Below are 24,147 nucleotides of genomic sequence, written 5' to 3' on the forward strand. Positions count from 1 at the left end.
GATGAAAAGCGCAGATAGAGGAATTCTTTCAGAACACGATTTGAAAAAAACAAGTAATAAGATTGTTTATGGCTTGATGTGCGTAGTCATTTTGGTTATGGTTTTTAGCATGCTGTACCCGATTTGTATGACGTTATTCAACGGGTTGAAGTCGAATCAAGAAGTGAATTCATTCCCGCCGCATTTTTTCCCTCAGGAATGGCACTTCAGTAATCTTAAAGATGCGATGAATTACATTGATCTACCCATGTTCCTTAGAAACACCATTTATATCTTTTTAGGGAATATGGTCGTGACGCTTGTCGTATTGGGAATGTCAGCATTTAGTATTTCTCGTATGAATGTTCCTTACAAAAGAGCTATTTACTTCTTCTTCCTGATGACATTGTTTATTCCGGCGACCAGTTACATGATCCCGAACTTTGTCAATTTGAAGGAGCTTGGATTGCTAAATCAGTACGCGGCCTTCTGGTTGCCTGCGGGAGCGAACACGTTCTACTTTCTATTGTTAAAGAACTTTTTTGACGGGATTCATCCAGAAATCTTTGAAGCAGCACGAATTGATGGGGCCTCTGAGCCGAGAAGCTTTTTCTCCATTGCCGTGCCACTATCCATTCCGATTTTTGCTACATTAGCGATCTTTATCTTTTCTACCGCGTGGAATGACTGGTTCTGGCCATCTCTGGTTATGCACAGTGAAGAGAAATATACGCTTGCGACAGCCATTTATAAATACGTTATTAATGTGAAGGCACTCAATACTAATATTAAATTTGCAATCCTGTTTATAGTATCCTTGCCTCCAATCATTGTCTTCTTGATTTTCCAGAAATTCATTATGCGTGGGGTTGCTTTGTCGGCAGTGAAAGGATAAGCAATTATCGACGAATTTAACCATGGATCGTAAACATGCACATGAAAGGAATATAAATGCACCTCGTTTGTAAACGGTTTCTAATTTATGATCGATATGTAAGATAATTATGAATTGAAAAGGGGAGTTTCAATGCGTAAGTACTCTAGCGTTCTACTAAGCGTACTTGTAGCCGGATCGTTGCTATCTGCTTGCAGCGGCAACAATAACGGAAACACAGCGGGGAACAAAGGCGGGGAAGCATCTGCTGCGCCAACAAATGCGGTAACGGATAATACAGCAACCGCTACAGATGCGCCAGTGGATGACATTACTCAAAGAAAAGTGACGATCAAGATTCACTATCCAACACCTGATTTGACTGAAATAAGAGCACAGGAAGACGACAAAATCAAACGTTTCCAAGAGGTATATCCGAACGTAGAAATCGTTAAAGACGACTGGCAGTACAATGTAAGTGAAATCGGAATTAAAATGGCTGCGAATGAAGCACCAACCTTCTTTAATACTTTTGCTACAGAAGCTAAATTCCTGGTTGAAAAGGGCTGGGTTGCTGACATCACAGATCTGTGGAACAAATATGAATTTAAAGATCAAATTAACACCGTGCTTCAAAATCAATTTATTATCGACGGCAAAGTTTTCGGAGTAACACAAAAAGGTTATGTAACAACCACTATGATCAACAAAAAAATGCTGGATGAAAAAGGTGTAGCCATTCCACCTATGGATTGGACTTGGGATGATATGCTGAATACGGCTAAAGGAGTAGCTGATGCCAAAAAAGGTATTTCCGGTATTGCTCCAATGGGTAAGGGGAACGAATCAGGTTGGAACTGGACCAACTTCCTGTTTGAAGCTGGCGGAGAGATTCAAAAAATTGAAGGCGGTAAGGTTATAGCTACATTTAATTCCGATGCTGGCGTTAAAGCACTGGATTTCTACAAGAAACTTAGATGGGAAGCTAACGCGATTCCACAGGACTGGGCACTTGGTTGGGGCGATGCTGTAGGTGCGTTCCAACAAAGTCGTACAGCAATGGTAATGGCCGGGTCTGATGGCGTTATCGAGCAAGCGTTGAACCAAGGTGGACTGAAACCTGAGGATGTGCTTACGTATCCTATGCCAGCTATGGAAAAAGGCGGAAAGCACACAGGGGTACTTGGTGGTGACTATCTAGTAATTAATCCAAATGCTACGCCAGATGAACAAGAAATGGCATTCCGCTACATTACTTTTGATTATTTCTCTGACAAAGGTTTGGAAGCGCTGGATGCAATTCTTCAACAACGTACAACCGATGGCAAATACTTTATCCCGCCGCTCTTAGACTACTACTCAGCTGATTCTGAGTTTGGTAAGAAGACCAAAGCGGTTTATGACAAGTACACAAATGTATACCAATATAGCCCTGACATTATGGGACTTTTGGATGGTAAACCTGAAGCTCAATACAACACACAGGACTATTACGCAACCATGTCCAATGTTATTCAAGAGCTGTTCTCCAAAAAAGGAACGGATTCCAAGAGCCAGTTAGAAGCAGCAGCTAAAACAGTGCAAGAGAAATTCTTTGATACGATTAAAGCGGAATAGTCTAATGCAAAAACCGGCCCCTTTGGGGTCGGTTTTTTTGTTCTGAAGATTTATAAATTTATAAATCTTCAGAAATAGTGATAATCAATTGGAAATTATTACAGTGTAGGGAAATCGTAATTGACTGTGATGAAGAGAATACATTTTTGTGTACTGATTTTAGATATATGGAATAAAAAGGAGCTAAAATTTTGCTTGTTAAAGTATAATTCTAAGATTTAAAGGGTTTTATAGCACATAATATGGTAAAAAGACTATAATATGATCGAATGAAAGCGCTTTGAAAACAAATCAAAAAAACTTTATACTTTGTGAAAGATTTCACTATACAAGGTGGAAATCATGTGATAAGATAAATGTGTAGAGAAAAACAACTAAAAATTGACAGGAGGACGAGGGAGATGGCAGTTAAGAACGAAGTCGCCGCCCAAGTTAAACAAGTTACCGCTGAAGAGTATATTCAGAATTTAGTGGATAAAGCAAAAAAAGCGCATGAGGCGTTCATGGCGCTAGACCAAGAGCAAGTTGACACAATCGTTCATGCAATGGCGTTGGCTGGACTCGACAAACATATGTACCTCGCAAAATTGGCCGTAGAAGAAACTGGACGCGGCGTATACGAAGACAAAATTACGAAGAACATCTTCTCAACTGAATATATCTGGCACGGAATTAAATACGATAAAACAGTAGGCGTTATTGAAGACAACGCTTATGATAGCTTCCAAAAAATTGCTGAACCCGTCGGAATTGTTATGGGTATCACACCGGTAACCAACCCTACATCCACCACGATGTTTAAAGCGTTGATTTCGATTAAGACACGGAACCCTATTATATTCGGTTTCCACCCATCTGCGCAAGAGTGTAGTGCAGCTGCTGCAAAAATTCTTCATGATGCTGCCGTGAAAGCTGGCGCTCCTGAGAACTGTATCCAATGGATTGAAATGCCAACAATGGACAAGACAAACGCATTGATGAACAACCCAGACGTTGCTCTTATCTTGGCAACTGGTGGTTCTGCAATGGTAAAAGCAGCTTACAGCTGTGGTAAACCAGCACTTGGCGTAGGCCCTGGTAACGTACCTGCTTTCATTGAAAAGAGCGCGGATATTGATCAAGCCGTAACGGACATCATTCTTTCTAAAACATTTGATAATGGTATGATCTGTGCTTCCGAGCAAGCTGTTATTATCGAAGAACCAATCTTCGATCAAGTGAAGAAAAAGATGATTGCTAATGGCTGCTACTTTGTGAATAAAGAAGAAGCTGCCAAACTGACTAGTGGAGCAATGAACGTAGATAAATGTGCGGTTAACCCAGCAATCGTAGGTCAATCCGCAGTGAAGATTGCTGAAATGTGTGGCATTCAAGTCCCTGCCGGCACAAAGATTCTGGTAGCAGAACTTGAAGGTGTAGGCACTAAATATCCACTTTCCGCTGAAAAATTAAGCCCGGTTCTTGCTTGCTACAAAGTTAAGAATGCAGATCAAGGTATCGAACGCGCAGCTCAAATTGTTGAATTTGGTGGTATGGGACATAGCTCGGCTATCCACTCCAACAATGAAGAAGTAATCATGAAGTTCTCTAACCGTCTGCAAACAGGACGTATTCTCGTTAACTCGCCTTCCACACATGGTGCGATCGGCGATATCTACAACACTAATATCCCTTCGTTGACTCTGGGCTGCGGATCTTATGGACGTAACTCCGTGTCGCAAAACGTTACAGCAATCAATTTGATCAACGTGAAAAGGGTGAATCGTCGTACCGTGAATATGCAATGGTTTAAAGTACCTGACAAGATCTATTTCGAAAAAGGCGCTACTCAGTACCTGACCAAAATGCCTGATATCACACGTGTCGCAATTATCACTGACCCAATGATGGTTAAGCTTGGATATGTTGAAAGAGTTGAACATTACCTGCGTCAACGTCAAACCCCTGTAGCTATCGAAGTGTTCTCTGAAGTTGAACCAGATCCATCGACAACTACAGTTGAAAAAGGTACTGCAATGATGAACAGATTCCAACCGGACTGCATTATCGCACTTGGCGGCGGTTCCCCAATGGATGCTGCAAAAGGAATGTGGTTATTCTATGAACATCCAGACGCAGACTTTAATGGTCTGAAACAAAAATTCATGGATATCCGTAAACGGGTATACAAATTCCCTAAACTTGGTAACAAAGCTAAATTTGTAGCTATTCCAACTACTTCGGGTACAGGTTCGGAAGTAACATCTTTCGCAGTTATTACCGATAAAACAACTGAACAGCACACTAAATATCCTTTGGCTGACTACGAGTTAACTCCAGATGTAGCTATCATTGATCCAGAGTTCGTATACAGCTTGCCAAAAACTGCTGTTGCTGATACAGGTATGGACGTATTGACACATGCTATCGAAGCTTATGTATCAGTTATGGCGAGTGACTACACTGATGGTCTAGCTATTAAAGCCATCCAACTGGTATTCCAATACCTTGAAAAATCGGCGCTGGAAGGCGACAGAGTAGCACGTGAGAAAATGCATAACGCATCAACACTTGCTGGTATGGCCTTTGCCAATGCATTCTTGGGTATTAACCACAGTTTGGCACATAAATGGGGCGGACAGTACCACACTGCTCACGGTCGTACTAACGCGATCCTTATGCCACACGTTATCCGCTACAATGCTAAAAAACCTACGAAGTTCGCTTCGTTCCCTAAATATTCGCACTTCGTAGCTGATGAGCGTTATGCTGAAATTGCCCGTATTCTGGGATTGCCAGCTCGCACAACTGAAGAAGGTGTAACTAGCCTGATCAATGCTATTCGCGATATGAATAAAAAATTGGGCATCGAAGAATCGTTCCAACAACTGGGCTTTGATCCTAAGGACTTCGAATCCCGCGTAGATTACTTGGCTGACCGTGCTTTTGAAGATCAATGTACAACTGCCAATCCTAAGCTGCCACTGGTTTCTGAGCTTGCTGATGTATACCGTAATGCGTTCTACGGAAGATTTGATAATTAATAAATGGTTAAATAGAGAATAGGATAGTTGTGGACTTAGATAAAGGTGACAAATATCACTCGAAAGGTGATATTTGTCACAGTGTTTTTATAGAAAATAAACTAGAATGTTTATATAAACAACGGTCCCACATATGAAATGTTGATTGTGAAATTTGGAACAACCACATCTTTTTGGGGATCACGAGACACGGGATCAACCTTCAAGCCCGCGATCTCTACAAATATAATAAATATAGATGGAGGGATTTAGCATGTCGGTGATTGAAAAAGAAGTAAATGAAGTGAAATCCGGTTGGAGAAGTTTTACAAAAGGTAAATGGTCCAAGAAAGTTGACGTTAACAACTTTATCGCTAGTAACATTAAGCCTTATGAAGGTAACGAAGAGTTCCTCGTAGGTCCTACTAGTAACACAACTGAACTGTGGAAGATTATTTCCCAACTGAGCAAGGAAGAAAGAGAAAGAGGCGGCGTATGGGATGTTTCCCTAGATACTGTCTCCACAATCACTTCACATGCTCCAGGCTACATTGACAAGGACAAGGAACAAATTGTAGGCGTGCAGACTGACGCTCCTTTCAGACGTTCCATCCAGCCATTCGGCGGGATCAAGATGATGGTTGATGCTACGAAGGCTTATGGCTTCGAGCTTCCACAAAACATCGTTGACATGTTCACGAACATTCGCAAAACGCATAACCAAGGCGTATTTGATGCATATACACCAGACATGAGAGCAGTGCGTAAATCCGGCGTTATCACAGGTCTTCCTGATGCTTACGGCCGTGGACGTATTATCGGCGACTACCGCCGCATAGCTCTGTACGGTATTGATTTCTTGATTAAAGACAAAAAGCAACAACTAGCTGAGCTTGAAGTTGATTCCATGACAGAAGAAGTAATTCGTTTACGTGAAGAACTGTCCGAGCAAATTCGTGCACTGGGCGAATTGAAAGAAATGGCAGCTGCTCACGGCATGGATATTTCCAAACCAGCGATGAACTTCAAAGAAGCTACTCAATGGGTATACTTTGGATATCTGGCAGCAGTTAAAGAACAAAATGGTGCAGCGATGTCCCTGGGACGTGTTTCTTCCTTCCTAGACATCTATGCAGAACGCGATATTGAAGAAGGTACTTTGACTGAAGAACAAGTCCAAGAAATTGTCGATCATTTCGTAATGAAACTGCGTATCGTAAAATTCTTGCGTACACCTGACTATAATGACCTGTTCTCTGGAGACCCTACTTGGGTAACTGAATCCATCGGTGGTATGGCTGAAGATGGAACCACTCGTGTTACCAAGAACAGCTTCCGTTTCCTGAACACCCTGTACAACTTGGGTCCAGCTCCGGAACCAAACTTAACTGTACTTTGGTCCGAAAGATTGCCTGAAGGCTTCAAAAAATATTGTGCTAAGGTTTCTATCGAAACTAGTGCAATTCAGTATGAAAATGACGATCTAATGCGTCCATACTGGGGTGAAGATTATGCGATTGCATGCTGCGTATCTCCAATGCGTATCGGTAAACAAATGCAGTTCTTCGGCGCTCGTGCCAACCTTGCAAAAGCTTTGCTGTATGCTATTAATGGTGGTAAAGACGAAAAATCCGGAGCACAAGTTGGACCGGAATTCCCAGCTATCACTTCTGAATATCTGGATTATGACGAAGTAATGAAACGCTTCAAACCGATGATGGAGTGGTTGGCTAAGACTTATGTTAACACTTTGAACATCATTCACTATATGCATGACAAATATTCTTACGAACGTATCGAAATGGCACTGCATGATCGCGACATTCTGCGTACAATGGCTTGCGGTATCGCTGGTCTGTCCGTTGCAGCAGACTCACTGAGTGCGATTAAATACGCGAAGGTTAAACCAATCCGTAACGAACAAGGTATTGCAATTGACTTCGAAACTGAAGGCGAATTCCCTTGCTACGGTAACAATGACGATGCTGTAGACAACATCGCAGTAGAATTGGTTGAAACCTTCATGTCTATGATCCGTAAACACAAAACATATCGTGATGCTGTACCGACTCAATCGGTATTGACCATTACTTCGAATGTAGTGTACGGTAAGAAGACAGGTACAACACCTGACGGACGTAAAAAAGGCGAACCATTCGCACCAGGTGCTAACCCAATGCACGGACGCGACAAGAAAGGTGCTCTGGCTTCACTGAACTCTGTTGCCAAACTGCCTTACTCCGATGCACAAGATGGTATCTCCAATACGTTCTCTATCGTACCTAAGGCACTGGGTAAAGATGATGAATCCTGTAAGTCTAACCTGGTACACATGATGGACGGATACTTCCATAATAACGCTCAGCATTTGAACGTTAACGTATTTAACCGTGAACAGCTGATGGACGCTATGGATCACCCTGAGAACTATCCACAATTGACTATCCGCGTATCCGGTTATGCAGTTAACTTCATCAAGTTGACTCGCGAACAACAAATGGACGTAATTAACCGTACTTTCCACGGTTCAATGTAATTTGTTTATATTTATAAAGATCTTTCATTGAGATATGCACTAAAATATTTGCAAGGAATTACCGCTCTTGTTTCAAGGGCGGTAATATCTTGTTCAAGAATCATTAAAATTTTAAATTTTACGGTCGCGATTAAGGAGAACACAGTCTTAAGGGCAGGGATTCTTCTTCGTGAAAGATGGACTGTTAGTCAGTCCTGGAGAAAGGATGACATCCTATGATTAAAGGTCGCATACACTCCTTGGAAACCTTTGGAACCGTTGACGGACCTGGTATTCGATTTGTCTTATTTATGCAAGGGTGCTTGCTGAAATGCCAGTATTGCCATAACCCTGATACTTGGGCTTTAGATGAAGGTAAGGAAATGACTCTAGAAGAAGTGCTTTCGGAGATCGAGCCATATTTAAACTACTATCGTTCATCCGGTGGTGGGTTAACTGTATCCGGCGGAGAACCAACTTTGCAGGCACAATTTGTAAAACAGTTATTTACGGAAGTTAAGAAGCGTTGGAATTTGCACACCACATTAGATAGTAATGGTTATAACGAAGGTGACAAGATTAATGACTTATTGGATGTTACAGACTTGGTGATGCTCGATTTGAAGCATATTGATGAAGAAGCACACATTAAGTTAACTGGTAAATCTAATGATCGGACCTTGAAGCTTGCACGTTGGCTGTCAGATCATAACCGTAAGATGTGGATTAGACATGTATATGTTCCAGGCATTCATGACCGTGAAGAGGACCTTATCAATCTAGGTCGTTATATTGGAACCTTAAATGGCGTTGAGAAATTTGAAATCTTACCTTATCATCAAATGGGTATCTATAAATGGGAAATGCTCGGTAAGGCTTATGAATTGGATGGAGTGCCATCCCCTACGGATGAAGAAGTTCAGCGGGCGTACCGCTTAGTCGAAGAAGGTCGTAAGCAGACAGCATTGGTATAATTTATACCTACATTAAGTGGAGCCGTTCCTTCAGTGATTTACTGCTGAAGGAACGGCTTTTTTTGTTATGAGGGACGTCTGATGTCATTTAAAGGGGTAATTTTGTATTTTCGTTTTAAAAAAATGATATATTTACAGCTGTTAATTAACGAGTTGGAAATACGTTATGATATATATTGTATCATTACATTGAGTTTTTATGATTATTTTCAAAGTATATGTATGGTTAAATCACGCTATAAAGCTTTTAATCGTAATTATTACTGAAATAAAGTTATATTATATTACATATCGTGTAGTTGATTCCGCTTTCATTAGAGATTTTTATCCCTATAGTGGATGAATCTTAACCTTACGAGAATGGAATCTGTTTTCTATAATAAGAAGTGTAAAGCACAACATTATATGGGGGGTCACAAGAAATGAAAAAAGGTATGACTTTGCTATTGTCCCTGATTTTTGTATCATCAGCTTTACTGGCAGGTTGCGGAGGCAACAACAATGCATCATCTAACAAAGGAGATGGAAACGCTACCGCGACGAATTCAGCGGATGCTACAAATGCTCCAGCAACAGAAGAACCGGTTAGTAGCGAGCCGTTCGAAATGACGATTCGTCACACTCAAATCGGTGCCGACAAACAGAAACGTTTAGCTATTCTGCAAGAAGTAGTGAAAAAGGTAGAAGGCGATGTACCGGGTCTGACCTTTAAGCTTGATGGAGTAGATTCAGATGTAAACCGTAAAGAAAAATTACGTGGTGAAATGGCTGCAGGTAATCCACCAGAGATCTTCGATCTTTTCGGAAGCCCTGACTCTAAGATCTATGCTAAAGAAGGTAAATTACTCGATCTGACTCCAATCCTAGAGGAACTTGGAATTAAGGATAAATTCTCAAATCTTGATCCTTTCACTTATGAAGGAAAAATTTACGGATTGCCTATCGGTGGATCTGGTGAAGGGTTCTTCTACAACAAAGAATACTACAATAGCAAGGGTTGGAAAGCTCCAACAACATTTGCTGAATTGGAACAACAATTGGCTGACATCAAGGCTGACGGCAAAGTACCTTTGGCTGGTGCATCTAAGGCTGGGTGGGTACCACTTATGCTAGCTAACCACTTGTGGTCACGTTATGCAGGTCCAGATGTAACCGCTAAGTTTGCAACAGGCGAAGCTAAATGGACTGATCCAAACGTTGTAAAAGGTTTTGCGAAGTACAAAGAATGGGTTGACAAAGGATACTTCAAAAAAGGCGAACTTGGTTTCGAGTATGCTGAGTATACAACACAATTCACTAGTAGTGAAGCAATCCTCTTGTATGATGGTACTTGGAAATCTTCCGTATTTAAAGAAGGACAATCTGGCGAAGGTTTGATCGGTAAAGTTGGATTCTTCAATATTCCTCCAGTTGATGGTGGCGTAGGTGACCAAACTGCATTGATGCGTGATGTAAACAATGGCTACGGTTTCTCTGCTTCTGCTGAGAAAGATCCACGTCAATTGGCTGCTGTGAAATCTTTCATCAAAAACTTGTTTAACGAAGAAATGCAATTACGTGGTCTTGTTGAAGATGGCGTATTGCCAGCAATGAAGATTGATCAAAACGTGCTGAATGAAAATATTACGGATGATCTGATGAGCGAAATCGTAGGTGTACTTAATAACTCACAATCTTCGTTCCCAGCATTTGACTCACTTGTTCAAGCTGATGTAACTACAGAAATCAGTAACATTCAAATTCAAAAGCTAATTGGTGGTCAGACAACTCCAGAGAAAATGGGCGAAGCTTTACAGAAGGTACAAGAAGAAGCAAACGCAGCAGTTGAATAAGTAGCTGCAAATTGAATGTACCCTGGTGCCAGAACCAGGGTACATTTTTAAACTCAAAGAATTTATGTGTTTGCAAAGATCTAAAACATTCATTGTTCGCCAGATGTCAAAGCAACCGGAGGTAGTCATGAATAAAGCACTAAGAAATCCATTGGTATTTTTCCTTTTTATTCTTCCAGCACTGATCTTGTTCACGATGTTCTTCATCTATCCCATCTTTAGTTCAATCTATTACAGCTTTACTAGCTGGAATGGGGTATCTGACACAGTCAAGTCTGCCGGAATCAGTAATTTTGAGAAGGCATTAGGAGACGAACGATTCTGGATATCTGTCAAAAATAACGGTTTCTTTATTCTTTTCTCCTGTTTTGTACAGGTACCGTTAATCATATTCTTCTCGTTATTGATATCGAATGTAAAGAAGCTAAAAGGCTTGTATAAGACAGCGGTCTTCATGCCTTCTATTATGTCTACAGCAGTTATCGGTATTCTATGGGGCTTCATTTATGAGCCCAACATTGGACTTTTAAATAAGGTTCTAGGCTTAGTTGGTATTGATCCACTATACTGGCTGTCGGATGAAAGATTCGCAATGTTATCCATCCTGATCACGAATGCTTGGCAATGGACCGGATTCTACATTGTAATGGTACTTGCAGCTATTCTGTCGATACCAGGTGAATTGGATGAAGCAGCTGCCATTGATGGCGCAACTGGATTCCAACGTGCTACACGTATCACACTTCCTTTAATTGTTCCGATCATTTCTGTTGTAATCATGTTGTCCATTGCTGGAGCAATGAAAGCGGCGGATATCGTCATTGTAATGACTAAGGGTGGACCTGCTGGTTCAACCGATGTAATGGCAACTTACATGATTAAATATGCTATCACTAACTTTAAGTACGGGTACGGTAATGCCATTGCAGTCCTGATCTTTGTATTTACATTGGTGGTTACAGCTATTTATCAGCTGCTGATAGCCCGACGCACAGAAAGGATTGAATACTGATGCCACGCGCCCTGAAAAAAAGTCTGCCACACGTCGCACTATTGTCCTATCTACTAGTTATTCTATTTCCTTTCCTGTTCGTGTTATTCTCCTCTGTGAAAAAGGATAACAATGCAATAGCGCTTAACCCTTTTGGGATTCCAAAGGAGTTCGTCTTCAATAACTACGTTGAAGCTTGGGTAAATGCCAAGATCAGCACCTACTTTTTTAACAGTTTGTACATTTCCATATTGGCTTCTGTAGTATCTATCATTCTAGCGTCTATGTTTGCTTTTGCAGTTACTCGGATGCGCCAAGGCAAATGGAATACGATTTTGTTCACCTTAGTTATGGTGGGAATGCTCATTCCAAACAACGCATTGATGCTTCCTATTTATACGATTGTACGTAAGATGGGAATTCTGAATACGCACTGGGCGTTGATTATCCCTTATATCGCGAATGCAATTCCGTTTACGATAATTATATTGGCTGCATTTATGCGCTCGTTGCCTAGAGAAATTGAAGAGGCAGCGGTCATGGATGGGTTGAAGGCACCAGGTATCTTTGCTAAAATTATTGTACCTCTAACCGTACCTGCCATGGTTACTGTATTCATTGTTAATTTCCTGGGCAATTGGAACGAATTCTTGCTGGCAAACTACTTCCTATCAAATGATGAACTACGTACGCTCCCAGTGGGTATGGTTCAATTCCGTGATCAATATCAGATGAACTATGCACAAATGTCAGCGGGTATCGTCTTCAGCGTTCTGCCAGTAATTGTGATTTATGCGATTTTACAGGAAAAAATTATTGAAGGCGTAACTGCGGGTGGCGTAAAAGGATAACTTTTTTTCTCAGTCAGGAGCACTAGCCGATGAATTTGCGCTATAAATTATTTACGGCATTTTTGGGCCTGATAATCATTCCCTTATTTATTCTAGGCATGCTTATGTTTTTCGTGACTTATAACTCAATTGAGAAGAAGTACAGTCAACAGTCGGAATACTCACTCAAAGCAATTAGTTACAGTATTTCAAATGTGTTAAAAGATATGGATAACGTTACAGACAACGGAATTGCTACCTCGGTTTTTCATATGGCACTTAGCGCAGAAGATCCTTCTAATCAAGATTTGACTGATGCTGAGCAACTCAATTTGAATGCAAGCCAGCGCAATTTCCGTAGTCTGTTGTTTAACCATCCATCGATTAGCTATGCTTTTTTATACAATTTTAACGGTAGAGGTAACTCTGAAATCGTGTCGCTTTTTAATAAGGAAAATTTCCGAACGCTACCCTATGATACTTTCAAAAAAAGTGATTTGTACCAGGAAGTAATGGATTTGAATGGCGTGCCAAAATGGCTGGCTCCTCATGAGTATCCCGAACTTACAGGAACTGAACCTGTGTTTACACAAATTCGACTCGTGAAGGAACTGAGCTTCTTTCAGAACATAGGTATTCTTGTTGTACAGATCAAAAATTGGGAGCTCGAATCGATATTTCGCAATTTAAAAATTGGGGATAGTAATCAGGATGTTTCGTTTATGCTAGTAAATGATGACGGAATGATTCTATTTGACCCAGATCAAAAGCTGGATGGGCAGGATATTCAGTCATTCGCGAATAAAGAGATTACCTTCAAAAAAGGGTTTCAGAGTTTTAAAACAGAGTATAACGGGGAGAAAAGTATTCTCTCCATGTATCATTTAAAAGATTATCCCTGGAGTCTAGTGTCTGTAACCTCATGGGACTCTTTATCTCGAGAAGTTACAGTATTTGCACGCTGGTTTGTTGGGGTTATCTTCCTTTGCTTTTTGGCAGCGGTGATCTTCAATCTATTCTTTATGAATCGCATTACTGGTGCAATAGCCGTAATTGTTCGTTTTATGCGACGTGTTGAGGATGGAGATCTAACTTCGCGGGTAGAAGTGAAGGGGAATGATGAGTTAACGCTTCTTGGTAAGGGCTTTAATGATCTTATGGATAAAATTAACCGATTGTTTAACAGAATCCATTTGGAACAGCGTCGCAAGAATCAAGCCGAGATGCGTGTTCTACAGGCTCAGATTAAACCGCATTTTTTATTCAATACGTTAGAGTCGATTAATGTTCTGGCTATACAGAATGAAGGCAAAAAAGTCAGTGAGATGGTCTACCGACTGGCAAGTATTTTACGTATTAGCATTCAGGATCGAGAAGAAATTACACTGGATGAAGAGATTAAACATCTGCGCAATTATTTGGATATTCAAAAATTTAGATTTGAGGATTTATTTGAATACGATATTGATATCCCACAAGAATTGATGAGTTGCGGCATTTTAAAGCTTACTTTGCAACCGCTTGTAGAGAATAGCATTCAACATGGATTTGAGGGTATTGATTACAAAGGTCAAGTTTCTGTGAAAGTTTGGGAGAAGCAAGGGGACTTAATTTTACGAATTGAAGATAACGGTATTGGAATTACACCATCTCAGTTGTCTATTTTCCAATATATTGTGAATGATCCTGTGGAGCAAGAGGTTGAAGTTGAACGGGAAAACCGGATGAATCTTGAACGTAGAGGCCTTGGCATTCGCAGTGTAGCGGATCGCATCCGCATTGAATACGGTGACAGATATGGAATATTTATTTGTTCCAGTCCAGGATATGGTACTATTATTCAATGTGTCATACCTAAATACGAGCAGGGGGAAGATCATTATGCTAAAAGTATTATTGGTAGATGACGAAGCCCCAATTCTGAATAATCTGAAGAGAGTGTTGCCATGGCAGGAGATGGGAATGGAGGTCGTCGGTATGGCGCGAAGCGGTATGGACGCCTTGCGCATTGCTGAAGAGGAGCAACCCGATCTTGTGTTGAGTGACATTCGTATGCCAGTGATGGACGGGCTAACTTTTGTAGGAAAGCTGCGGGAATTGGGATTGGATAGTGAGGTACTGCTTCTTACCGGGTATCAGGAATTTGACTATGCACGGGAAGCGATCCGGCTTGGGGTAAAAGAATACATTTGTAAGCCGATACATTATGAGGAGCTTGGCAATAAGGTACGTGAGATCGGAGCTAATATCCGTAGTAAACAGTTTAAGAATAAACTGTATAATAGCATCCCTTTGTTTCAAGAGATTCCTGAAGTTGACAATGGCAAAAAAACGCCGGATCAGCTAATGAACTTGGCCGCTCAATACATCACTGAACATCTTCATTCAGATATCGGGATTGAGGAAGTGGCGAATAAGATTGGCATTAGTGGCAGTTACTTCTGCCTCTTGTTTAAGAACCGTTTTGCAATGACTTTCGTGGAATACGTAACACAACAGCGAATTGAAGCTGCCAAGTTTATGCTTACTAACAGTGATAAGAGCATTACGGTGATTGGTTCCGGAGTCGGTTATCAGGAACGACGTTATTTCACGAAGGTATTTCAGAAGCAGACGGGGATGTCTCCTAAGGAGTATCGTGACCGGTGCCGAACCGAAGTGTTATGAGGTCGGCGGCGTATGGTGATGTTTAGCGTCACTGCAAGGAATGTCTGTTACTCAGCATGGTGAGGTAAGCGTCACTACGGAGGAATGTTTGGACTTTCGGTCGCTGTTATCCTCGGATTTCTTGATTGGAAACCGCTGCTCGCGGTTGAAATCCAATGAAAGCATATGCTTCCGAGGTAGCTTTCCAAGGAAAGCTTTTAGGCGAACGCTACGCTCCTACAGTTCCAAACTTCCTCTCCGCTCCTTCTCCCTCACCACACTTCGTTGTGGGTATGGGGTCGTCCCACTCCTGCGGTTGTGGGGACTCCTTAGGGGAAAGAAGAGATTATCGACCAGCCTGCGGCTGTGATAAAGGTACATAAGTTATAACCAATTTAATGATTTTAAACAGTAGAGATGATTATCCTTAGTTATTGAGGATAATCATCTCTTTTTTTATAGAAATATAATATGCTCCCTATACTCCCAAAATTTATCATATGTTTTAATTAGAGTGTAAGAAGGAAGTGCAAGGCGATAGCCAAGCAAGCGTGAAATAGGCTCTAGATTGGGATGATGGGGAAATGGGGGAACAGAACATGAGTGTGACGAATCCTTCCGTCAGCTTATCAGAAGTAAAAAAACGCGGCAGGGGGAGAGTGCCGAATTTTCTGAGAGTGATGAAGAAATATTGGGTGTTCTATTTGATGATGCTCCCAGCCATTATTATTCTGATCATCAATAACTACATACCGATGTTAGGGACGGTAATTGCTTTTAAGGATATTAATTACCAGAAAGGGATTCTAGGCAGCGACTGGGTGGGGATAGCGAACTTTAAGTATCTATTCTCTACGGAGACGGCTTGGGTCATTACAAGAAATACCCTATTGTACAACATTGCGTTTATTGTACTCACACTATTTTTTTCTCTGGCTTTTGCGATTATGTTTAACGAAATGCGCAGCAGATGGCTATCAAAATTCCATCAGAGTGCGATGTTTCTCCCATATTTTCTCTCATGGGTCGTCGTCAGTTATTTAGTATACGGCTTTCTAAGTGCTGAGCACGGGTTCATGAACAAGACACTGCTTCCGTTCTTTGGGGTTGATCCAATTGAATGGTATTCGCAGTCGCAATATTGGCCGGGGATTCTAGTGATAGTAAAGCTGTGGAAAGAGATTGGCTATACGACGGTCATTTATATGGCTGCGATCATCGGCATAGATCACGAATATTATGAGGCTGCGCTGATTGACGGTGCTTCTAAATGGAAGCAGATTCGCAAAATCACGCTGCCGCTGATCAGTCCGGTTATCATCGTAATGACGCTACTGCAGATTGGTAGGATTTTTAACGCAGACTTCGGATTGTTCTTTCAGGTGACTAGAAACGCAGGAGCATTATACTCCACTACGCAAGTTATCGACACCTATGTATATCAGACCTTCCTGGCGATTGGTGATATTGGGATGTCCTCTGCCGCGGGTCTCGTTCAATCTATTGTAGGATTTCTACTGATATTCTTAGCAAATCTAGCAGTACGACGAATAAGTAAAGATGATGCGTTATTTTAGAGGGAGGTGGGCGTGTTGAGCCAGACAGAAACTGCAATCGGGCCGTCGGGTCGTACAGGAAAGAGAGCTAAACGGCAAAGACAACCCAATGAAATTTCTAATATCTCCAATTTGTTAATTAATATATTCTTCTGGATCTATACGGCGATTTGTGTGGTCCCACTGATCCTCGTGATTATCGTATCGTTCTCAGATGAACAATCGGTTGTGCAGCACGGCTACAGTTTTTTCCCGAACAAGTGGGATATCTCGTCATATGAATTTCTGTTAAAAGATTATTGGCAAATCATAGATGCGGCTGCCGTTTCCTTATTTGTGACGGTGGTTGGAACGATTCTGAGTCTCGTAATTATGGCAATGTATGCCTATCCTATCTCGCGTGGGGATTTTCCACATCGTAATTTCTTTTCGTTCTTTATGTTTTTTACACTTTTGTTTAATGGAGGCTTAGTGCCCTGGTATCTAGTTTATACTCAAATGATGCATTTGAAAGATACGCTATGGATTCTGATTATGCCACTGCTGGTTTCAGCATTCTTTGTCATCATTTTACGAACCTTTTTTGCAAACACAATCCCGCCGGCACTAGTTGAATCCGCTAAAATTGACGGGGCACCGGAGTTTCGGATCTTCGTTCAAATCATTCTGCCTTTGTCGTTACCGGTGCTAGCTACAGTGGGATTATTTCAAACCTTGGCGTATTGGAATGACTGGTATCTAAGCTTGATCTTTATTTCACCCGAAGGGCATGTCAATCTGCAATATCTAATGTATAAGACGATGTTGAACGTTCAGTTCCTGACTGCAAGCCCTCAAGCGATGGCTGCCTTAGCTGCACAAGGTGTAGAAATCAATCTGCCGACAGAGACAGTAAGAATGGCAATGGCTGTTATTGGGATCGGTCCTATCGTATTCGTTTACTCCTTCTTCCAAAAGTATTTTATCAAAGGACTTACCGTTGGTGCTGTTAAAGGCTAATGAGGATTGGAATGGCTTAATTCGGCGTTCCATGCAAGTGTGTGAACGTCCGATTCAGCATATATAAATATTTTGAGGGAGGTTATGGTGTACATGAAGGCTATTCGAACAAGCACACTTTTAACGCTGATGCTTATCGTAGTACTCAGTCTTAGCTTAGCTGGATGCGGAGGGAATAACGGGAATAATGAAGGAGCCTCACCAGCGCCAAGTGAAAATGCAACCGCTACCAATGCTGCGGCAACAGATGAGCCCGCTGCAGATCCTACAGCTGAACTGGAGAAGAAATTAGATCCTTATACTGTTAAGTTAATCTATGTCGGTGCCGTTCAAAAGGATGAGCAGGTTGTAGAAGACGCTATCAATAAGCTTCTGGAACCTAAAATTAACGCCAAATTGGATATCGCACCGATCGACTGGGGTCCATGGGACAATGATGTTAATCTGAAGATTGCCAGTCAGGAGAAATTCGATATTATTTTTACAGCCCAATGGAAAAATTATGTAACAAATTCAGCTAAAGGTGCTTACCTCCCACTTAATGATGATAACGGCAAGTACGGTAATCTATTGAATGAATATGGCCAAGGGATTCTTAAAAATCTCGACCCGCAATTCTTAAAAGGTTCTGCGATCAATGGTGTGAATTATGCTGTTCCTACGAATAAGGAGCTAGCAGCACAAGGCGGGATCGTTTATCGCTCCGATATTGCTGATGAACTGGGTATTGATATGTCGAATGTAAAGACCATTCAAGATTTGGATGCCGTGCTCAAAGTCGTAAAGGAGAAGAGACCTGACCTAACTCCACTGTACTTCAAGCAAGGAGAGACCTTTAACTCCCAGTACATGGCGCAGTATGATACGCTTGGTGATGCTTCAATTCCGGGCGTTCTGCTTAAGGATTCATCGGACACTAAAATTCAATCCATGATTGAACTGGATCGTTATAAAGAAATCATCAAGCTTACTCGTGAATATATGAAGAAAGGTTATATTAACAAAGATGCGGCCGTGGCTACAAATTCTACACAAGATGCAATGAAGGCCGGTAATGTCTTTATGACAGTACAATCACTTAAACCTGGTAAAGATAGTGAATTGGCTAATGCTACAGGTTTGGTCGGAAAACTGAAACAAATTGCTTTTAACGAACCGACGATTTCTACTAGTGATGCAGCAGGATCAATGTTAGCGATCTCCGCTTCCTCGGGTGATCCAGCTCGTGCCATGATGGTATTAGATCTTTTGCACACGGATAAAGAAATCAATAATCTGCTCGTATTTGGTGTAAAAGGTGTCCATTATGATGTCGTTAGCGGTGATACGATTAAAGCTACAGACAAAACGGGTGACTATAATACCGCTGCTGCCTGGATGCTTGGAAGCCAATTCCTGAATCCTGTATGGGAAAGTGAAGCTCCAGACAAATGGGAGCAATTCAAGGCCTTCAACTCCAAAGGTAAAGCTTCCGTTGCGCTCGGTTTTAACTTCGACGCATCCTCTATGAAGACTGAAATGGCAGCTTGTAAAGCTGTTATGGATGAATATGACATCAGTTTGGATACGGGTTCTGTTGATCCCGATACCGTATTGACTAAGTACGCCGACAAGCTGAAGAAAGCCGGACTTGATAAGATTATTGCAGAGAAACAAAAACAACTAGATGCTTTCTTGGCTGCTCAAAAATAAATACTTTAAATGAAACTAAAAGGCTATCCCCGGCATGATTAATGCGCTGGGGATAGCCTTTATTGTACGCTTGGTGAATAGGTTAGCGGAAAGAAGTATCTATTTTTTGCACTACCTGAATGGCAAGTGACCAAGCCTGCTCGGGATCTAGCTTACCTTGCTCGGCTTTGGTTAAATACTCGAGCATATTTGTTTCTACATCGGCGTGGTGCGGACCGTAGTAGGTGGGAACTACTTCTTGTGCTGCTGTAGAGAGGACACGTCCAACCTCAGAATTAGGAAAATAGGGATCAGACAGGTTATGGATCTCGGGATCGTCATAAATTTCGGGCGTGGAGGGAAATGCCCCTTCTGACTTAAATGAAATTAGCTGTTGTGCGGGCTCGGTTAACCATTTGATAAGCGCGAATGACTCCTCTGGATGACTGCCTGTTCTAGGCAAGGTAAGGACGGAACCTCCTCGATTAGCGCTATTTCCTGGGATGGTCGTTACATTCCATAATCCGCTGGCTGTTGGAGCACTACTCTTGATATGATCAATCATCCAAGCCGGACAGAGCATCACTGCAAAGTCGCCGTTTAGCAGACCTGCGCCCCAGCGCTGTGTATCTACAGCAATACCTGCGGATAGATTCAGCTTCAGAGCTTGAATTGCAAAGTCCCAAGCCCCTTTTACTGCTGGATTATTTCCTATGATCAGCTCTTGGGAAGTGGGGCTGTAATATTGAAGCTTGGACTGACGCAGAAGGGTTAGATAAAGATTCTCTAAGTCATTGACAAAGGCTTTGCCTGTTGCCTCATGGACTCTAGTGCCGGCTTTGAGGAATTGGTCCCAAGTTTGGATTCGCTTTGCTACTTCTTCAGGTTTGGTAGGGAGTCCAGATAACGCGAAGATGTCAGTTCGATACAACATAGCATAGGGACCAATATCAGTCGGTAATCCGAAGATAAAATCATTACCGAGCACCTCCTGCCATTTCCAACTCAGAAATTGATTCTTTAGATCATTCGCTCCAAATGTTGTTAGATTATAAAAATAATCGGGGAACTGCTTGAAACGATCCAAATAGCTAATATCAATGGCCGCCACATCAGGGGAACTATATCCTGCTGCGAATGAAGTTTGCAGCTTGGCGGGAAGCTGCGTGGAGGTTGAGGTCTGAATATGGATTTCTAGCTCGGGATGCTGCAATTGATACTCTGCTATAAGCGGCTCAAGACCTGATCCAGCCGTAAGCCAGATGTTCAGCTGGATCGGGTCTTGAAGGTCGATATCCTCCTTAGAAGGAGAGATCTGGCAACCGCTTGTATGAAGCAGCAATCCAAAGCTTAACAGGATAGTCAACAACTTAGCATTCACATGCAAGAGAACACACCTCGTCTTTATTTGTTGTGCTTCTGAAATTCCTGAGGAGTCATACCCATGTATTTCTTGAATATGAGGCTGAAGTACGCAGGATCTTTAAAGCCAACTAATTCGCTAACTTCGTAAACTTTGAGCGTAACATTATTTAGCAGTTCTATCGCTTTTTGAATACGAAGCTTGGTAAGAAAACTAGAGAAGCATTCTCCTACATCGTCTTTGAACAGACGGCCCAGATAGGTTGGATTCATGTATAATTCATCTGCAATCATTTTGAGAGAGAGGTTCTCTTGGATTCGCGAATTCATAGCCTCAATCATCATAGAGATTACCCTGCGTGTAGCCTTCACCTGTAGTTGTTCCGTAAGCTGAGGAGAAGCTGAGCACATGGATACATCACTATAATAGATAACGGGTCGGGTACTATCCTTTTTGAGCTGTTGGCATGCCTGCAGGCTCTCATGATAAGCTGTTGCGAGGGCTCCAAGATCATAGTGAGGGTTGGAGACACCCGCGCTGAAAGGCGATTTCAAGAGGCTAGACAGCTTAATCATCATTTCCTGAGTTAGCGCCTCATCGATTCTTTCGGATTGTTCATCGGGATAAAACAACATGATTATCGCTTCTTGCTCCTCTTGAATGCCGACAACATTAGCGTAAAGCGAAAAACACTCTTCTAATATATTGATTACGGCCGCATACATCGCTTGTTCAGACCAGTACTGTGGCATAACATCACCTAGGTGATTTACAGTAATGATGACAAAAGAATGAAAGGGAGGTATGAGCTGTTCTTCAAAGTAGGGTAATGGAATGCCATAAAGTAGATCAGAAAGGCGTTTCTCCCGAAGATTCTTTTCTCGCAGCTGCGAGACTTGCCTGTGTTGCTTCTTCAATTCCAGACGTTCATACACACTTGTTACGACTTCGAGGATATTTTCAACTGAATTTGGCTTGACCAGATATTCTCGTACACCGTACCTTATGGCTTGGCTGGCATAGGAGAAATCCTGATAACCAGTGAGCAGTATCGTCTCGGTGTCAGGGTAACATTCATGGATATGCTTAGAAAGCTCGAGTCCATCCATGCCAGGCATACGTATGTCTGATATTACAAGGTCAATTGCCTGCTCTTTTAACAGTTGTATCGCTTCTAATCCGTTCTCTACTGAACCAATGATGCTAAAATTATGGTTCGCACTTCCCAGCATTTCTGACAGGGATCGTCGGACAAAACTTTCGTCGTCAACAATTAACACTTTCATCACTTCGCCCCCTACCCTTGATCGAACTGTAATGGAACAGTGACTTTTACGAGTAAGCCTCCGAGCTCGCTGGTTGATAAATGAAGGCCAAATCCATGTCCATAGATTAGTTCTATACGATGATTCAGATTGGAGAGACCGATACCCGTGTGGAGCAGCTTCTCCGGATTAACCTCGCCGCTGATTAAGGCCTCTTCCATTCTTACCTCGCTCATGCCTTCTCCGTTATCTTCTACTGTTAGCACAAGTGAGTTGCCTTCACTATAGGCCCGAATACGTATAAGCCATACTTCGCGTAGTGTAGGTTCAAGTCCATGCGTGATAGCATTCTCTACAAGGGGCTGAAGGGTTAGCTTCATAAGCTGCCTATTCATGACCTCAGGATTCACGTGCAGATCAACCTGTAGTTTGTCCTCGTAGCGTAGTTTTTGCAGGTAAATGAACCTTTCTAGTTGTTGTAAATCCTCATCAACCGTAACAAATTCCGATCCACGATCAATGCTGTATCGAAGCAAATCGCTTAGTGCAATAACCATCTGTGACTCTTCTCGCATATGTTTATTAGCCAGTGACCAATAGATGGTGTTCAATGTATTGTAGAGAAAATGAGGGCGAAACTGTGCTTTAAGAGCTACGATCTGAGCTTGTTTTTCACTGATTTGTTTGCTTGAGAGGTCAGCAATCGTATGGTCTAGGTTTTGAAGCATGGAGTTATAGCTTGAGTATAGGATAGCCATTTCTTTATTCATGGTTGTTTTTACAAACGGTAGCGTGGTTCCGCGTTCAACGTTGCTTAGCTTGGTTGCGAGATTACGAAGCGGCTTAGACAGTGTCCACGAGAAAAAGAAGGTAAATAATAACGCTGCGGCCATCCCGAGCAGGCCAATTAAAATAATATTTCTGCGAATGCCATTTAAATCTTTAACAGCTTCTTTAGAATCAATGTAAGCAAAAATGCTCCACTCGCTGTAGGGGGAATAAGCGTAGGATACGAACATATTGCGGGAGTTTATGGTATTTGGGATGATTCGTGCTTTATGATTACTGAATTGACTTAGAATTCTATCATCCATATACAGACCTATCTCATCTGGATCGGTGGAATAAACAATGGTGTTGAAGGAATCAACAATTTGAATTTTCTCATTCTTACCAAGATGAAATTGGCTGACAGCGTTATGGATAACCTCCACAGGAAGGACGAGAAATAGGGTTCCTAGCCGATTTAAATCATTCCAATCATTAATTTGCCTAGCTCCCATGACCACTGGGATCGTGCCGTTCTGCCATACATCTACACCAAACCAGAGCATACGGCCGTTATTCTGGGCTATAGCTGGAAACCAATAGGCGCCGCGGATTTCTCTCTCGCTGTCCCAGATTACTTTTAAGGAGCTGCTATTGGTATATACCTGATTATCTGAAAGTCCGAGCAGCTTGAACTGGATGTCATAATTGATGGAACGTGTCTGTTGATCGATGTAGCGGGTGATATCCATAGCGTCAGTAGGAGGTGTGCGGGATTCTGCTAAGTCTCCTAGTGTTTCTTGAATCAAGGGACTGAACATGATCGTAGAAGAGAGTTTGTCGTTATCTTGAAGGATAGCGTCCATTTTACCTTGAAGTTGTTTGACGGACTCCAGAATATATTGGTTCGACCGGTTAAGAACGGCTTGGGATGACGATCGGTAGGACAAAAAAATCGTAAAGGCTACGATAGTGAAAATGATCAGTGAGAAACCCATGATTAATTGAACGAGGATGGAGATTTTCTTGGACATGTCATCACCCGCATGAAAAGATATTCTTCCATACATTGTAACAAAAGCAAATGAAAGCGAATATACCTTGCCGTAAAATACACATATTTATATGGATAATCTCATATTTTTCGGGTAGCGGATGAAAGGTTGTTTTTGCTTGTTTTAATACTGGGTTAATCTTTCTTTACTTTAAAATGAAACTTTTTGCGGTCGGATGCGTCTAATACTATGTTTTGTTATAACGAACGT

Annotated in this window: 16 protein-coding genes; 13 read left to right on the forward strand and 3 right to left on the reverse strand. The window is 41.8% G+C overall.

All coding sequences use genetic code 11. The features are described 5' to 3' along the window. Window position 1 precedes the first annotated feature (1 nt). The 13 genes from NSQ29_RS04525 to NSQ29_RS04585 all read left to right on the forward strand — a co-directional run bounded on the left by NSQ29_RS04525 (window position 2) and on the right by NSQ29_RS04585 (window position 19,507). Window positions 2–874: a carbohydrate ABC transporter permease gene (locus NSQ29_RS04525; RefSeq protein WP_042190530.1), complete on the forward strand. Its 873-nt coding sequence runs from the start codon at window positions 2–4 to the stop codon at window positions 872–874. A gap of 132 nt (window positions 875–1,006) precedes the next feature. Further along, a complete protein-coding gene (locus NSQ29_RS04530; protein ID WP_076300846.1) occupies window positions 1,007–2,470 on the forward strand; it encodes an ABC transporter substrate-binding protein in 1,464 nt (487 codons plus the stop codon). A 401-nt stretch (window positions 2,471–2,871) separates the two neighbouring features. Next, on the forward strand, window positions 2,872–5,493 hold the full coding sequence (gene adhE, locus NSQ29_RS04535) for a bifunctional acetaldehyde-CoA/alcohol dehydrogenase (RefSeq protein ID WP_042129885.1): 2,622 nt from the start codon (window positions 2,872–2,874) through the stop codon (window positions 5,491–5,493). 253 nt (window positions 5,494–5,746) lie between these two features. Continuing rightward, complete coding sequence (pflB, locus tag NSQ29_RS04540; protein ID WP_042190525.1) at window positions 5,747–8,008, forward strand: formate C-acetyltransferase; 2,262 nt, start codon at window positions 5,747–5,749, stop codon at window positions 8,006–8,008. A 215-nt stretch (window positions 8,009–8,223) separates the two neighbouring features. After that, complete coding sequence (gene pflA / locus NSQ29_RS04545; RefSeq protein ID WP_042190523.1) at window positions 8,224–8,961, forward strand: pyruvate formate-lyase-activating protein; 738 nt, start codon at window positions 8,224–8,226, stop codon at window positions 8,959–8,961. A gap of 422 nt (window positions 8,962–9,383) precedes the next feature. Further along, entirely contained in the window at window positions 9,384–10,793 is a 1,410-nt protein-coding gene (locus NSQ29_RS04550) for an extracellular solute-binding protein (RefSeq protein WP_042190521.1), read from the forward strand. 127 nt (window positions 10,794–10,920) lie between these two features. Continuing rightward, window positions 10,921–11,805, forward strand: coding sequence for a carbohydrate ABC transporter permease (locus NSQ29_RS04555; protein ID WP_042190519.1), 885 nt, complete (start codon window positions 10,921–10,923; stop codon window positions 11,803–11,805). Beyond that, entirely contained in the window at window positions 11,805–12,635 is an 831-nt protein-coding gene (locus NSQ29_RS04560) for a carbohydrate ABC transporter permease (RefSeq protein ID WP_042129876.1), read from the forward strand. The genes NSQ29_RS04555 and NSQ29_RS04560 overlap by 1 nt, the downstream gene beginning before the upstream one ends. Before the next feature lie 29 nt (window positions 12,636–12,664). Continuing rightward, on the forward strand, window positions 12,665–14,521 hold the full coding sequence (locus NSQ29_RS04565; RefSeq protein WP_076284461.1) for a cache domain-containing sensor histidine kinase: 1,857 nt from the start codon (window positions 12,665–12,667) through the stop codon (window positions 14,519–14,521). Beyond that, window positions 14,496–15,281: a response regulator transcription factor gene (locus NSQ29_RS04570; RefSeq protein WP_042190514.1), complete on the forward strand. Its 786-nt coding sequence runs from the start codon at window positions 14,496–14,498 to the stop codon at window positions 15,279–15,281. The genes NSQ29_RS04565 and NSQ29_RS04570 overlap by 26 nt, the downstream gene beginning before the upstream one ends. Before the next feature lie 578 nt (window positions 15,282–15,859). Then, entirely contained in the window at window positions 15,860–16,837 is a 978-nt protein-coding gene (locus tag NSQ29_RS04575; protein ID WP_341124463.1) for an ABC transporter permease, read from the forward strand. Between the two features lie 15 nt (window positions 16,838–16,852). Continuing rightward, window positions 16,853–17,815, forward strand: coding sequence for a carbohydrate ABC transporter permease (locus tag NSQ29_RS04580; protein ID WP_231573325.1), 963 nt, complete (start codon window positions 16,853–16,855; stop codon window positions 17,813–17,815). A gap of 93 nt (window positions 17,816–17,908) precedes the next feature. Next, entirely contained in the window at window positions 17,909–19,507 is a 1,599-nt protein-coding gene (locus NSQ29_RS04585) for an ABC transporter substrate-binding protein (RefSeq protein ID WP_341124464.1), read from the forward strand. A gap of 82 nt (window positions 19,508–19,589) precedes the next feature. Here NSQ29_RS04585 and NSQ29_RS04590 read toward each other — a convergent pair whose 3' ends face one another. The 3 genes from NSQ29_RS04590 to NSQ29_RS04600 are packed head-to-tail and all read right to left on the reverse strand — an operon-like array spanning window position 19,590 to window position 23,952. Further along, the gene (locus NSQ29_RS04590; protein WP_341124465.1) at window positions 19,590–20,867 is read right to left on the reverse strand and encodes an ABC transporter substrate-binding protein; all 1,278 of its coding nucleotides are present in this window, start codon (window positions 20,865–20,867) and stop codon (window positions 19,590–19,592) included. A 23-nt stretch (window positions 20,868–20,890) separates the two neighbouring features. Beyond that, complete coding sequence (locus NSQ29_RS04595; RefSeq protein WP_341124466.1) at window positions 20,891–22,135, reverse strand: response regulator; 1,245 nt, start codon at window positions 22,133–22,135, stop codon at window positions 20,891–20,893. A gap of 11 nt (window positions 22,136–22,146) precedes the next feature. Then, on the reverse strand, window positions 22,147–23,952 hold the full coding sequence (locus tag NSQ29_RS04600) for a sensor histidine kinase (protein ID WP_341124467.1): 1,806 nt from the start codon (window positions 23,950–23,952) through the stop codon (window positions 22,147–22,149). Window positions 23,953–24,147: the final 195 nt, after the last annotated feature.

The organism is Paenibacillus sp. FSL F4-0236 (assembly GCF_038000135.1).
In the GTDB taxonomy this organism is placed as follows: domain Bacteria; phylum Bacillota; class Bacilli; order Paenibacillales; family Paenibacillaceae; genus Paenibacillus_AQ.

What these genes read in the sequence shown, in the direction of transcription:
- NSQ29_RS04525 (WP_042190530.1), top strand. Translation starts at nt 2, where the DNA reads ATGAAAAGCGCAGATAGAGGAATTCTTTCAGAACACGATTTGAAAAAA.
- NSQ29_RS04530 (WP_076300846.1), top strand. Translation starts at nt 1,007, where the DNA reads ATGCGTAAGTACTCTAGCGTTCTACTAAGCGTACTTGTAGCCGGATCG.
- adhE (WP_042129885.1), top strand. Translation starts at nt 2,872, where the DNA reads ATGGCAGTTAAGAACGAAGTCGCCGCCCAAGTTAAACAAGTTACCGCT.
- pflB (WP_042190525.1), top strand. Translation starts at nt 5,747, where the DNA reads ATGTCGGTGATTGAAAAAGAAGTAAATGAAGTGAAATCCGGTTGGAGA.
- pflA (WP_042190523.1), top strand. Translation starts at nt 8,224, where the DNA reads ATGATTAAAGGTCGCATACACTCCTTGGAAACCTTTGGAACCGTTGAC.
- NSQ29_RS04550 (WP_042190521.1), top strand. Translation starts at nt 9,384, where the DNA reads ATGAAAAAAGGTATGACTTTGCTATTGTCCCTGATTTTTGTATCATCA.
- NSQ29_RS04555 (WP_042190519.1), top strand. Translation starts at nt 10,921, where the DNA reads ATGAATAAAGCACTAAGAAATCCATTGGTATTTTTCCTTTTTATTCTT.
- NSQ29_RS04560 (WP_042129876.1), top strand. Translation starts at nt 11,805, where the DNA reads ATGCCACGCGCCCTGAAAAAAAGTCTGCCACACGTCGCACTATTGTCC.
- NSQ29_RS04565 (WP_076284461.1), top strand. Translation starts at nt 12,665, where the DNA reads ATGAATTTGCGCTATAAATTATTTACGGCATTTTTGGGCCTGATAATC.
- NSQ29_RS04570 (WP_042190514.1), top strand. Translation starts at nt 14,496, where the DNA reads ATGCTAAAAGTATTATTGGTAGATGACGAAGCCCCAATTCTGAATAAT.
- NSQ29_RS04575 (WP_341124463.1), top strand. Translation starts at nt 15,860, where the DNA reads ATGAGTGTGACGAATCCTTCCGTCAGCTTATCAGAAGTAAAAAAACGC.
- NSQ29_RS04585 (WP_341124464.1), top strand. Translation starts at nt 17,909, where the DNA reads ATGAAGGCTATTCGAACAAGCACACTTTTAACGCTGATGCTTATCGTA.
- NSQ29_RS04595 (WP_341124466.1), bottom strand. Translation starts at nt 22,135, where the DNA reads ATGAAAGTGTTAATTGTTGACGACGAAAGTTTTGTCCGACGATCCCTG.
- NSQ29_RS04600 (WP_341124467.1), bottom strand. Translation starts at nt 23,952, where the DNA reads ATGTATGGAAGAATATCTTTTCATGCGGGTGATGACATGTCCAAGAAA.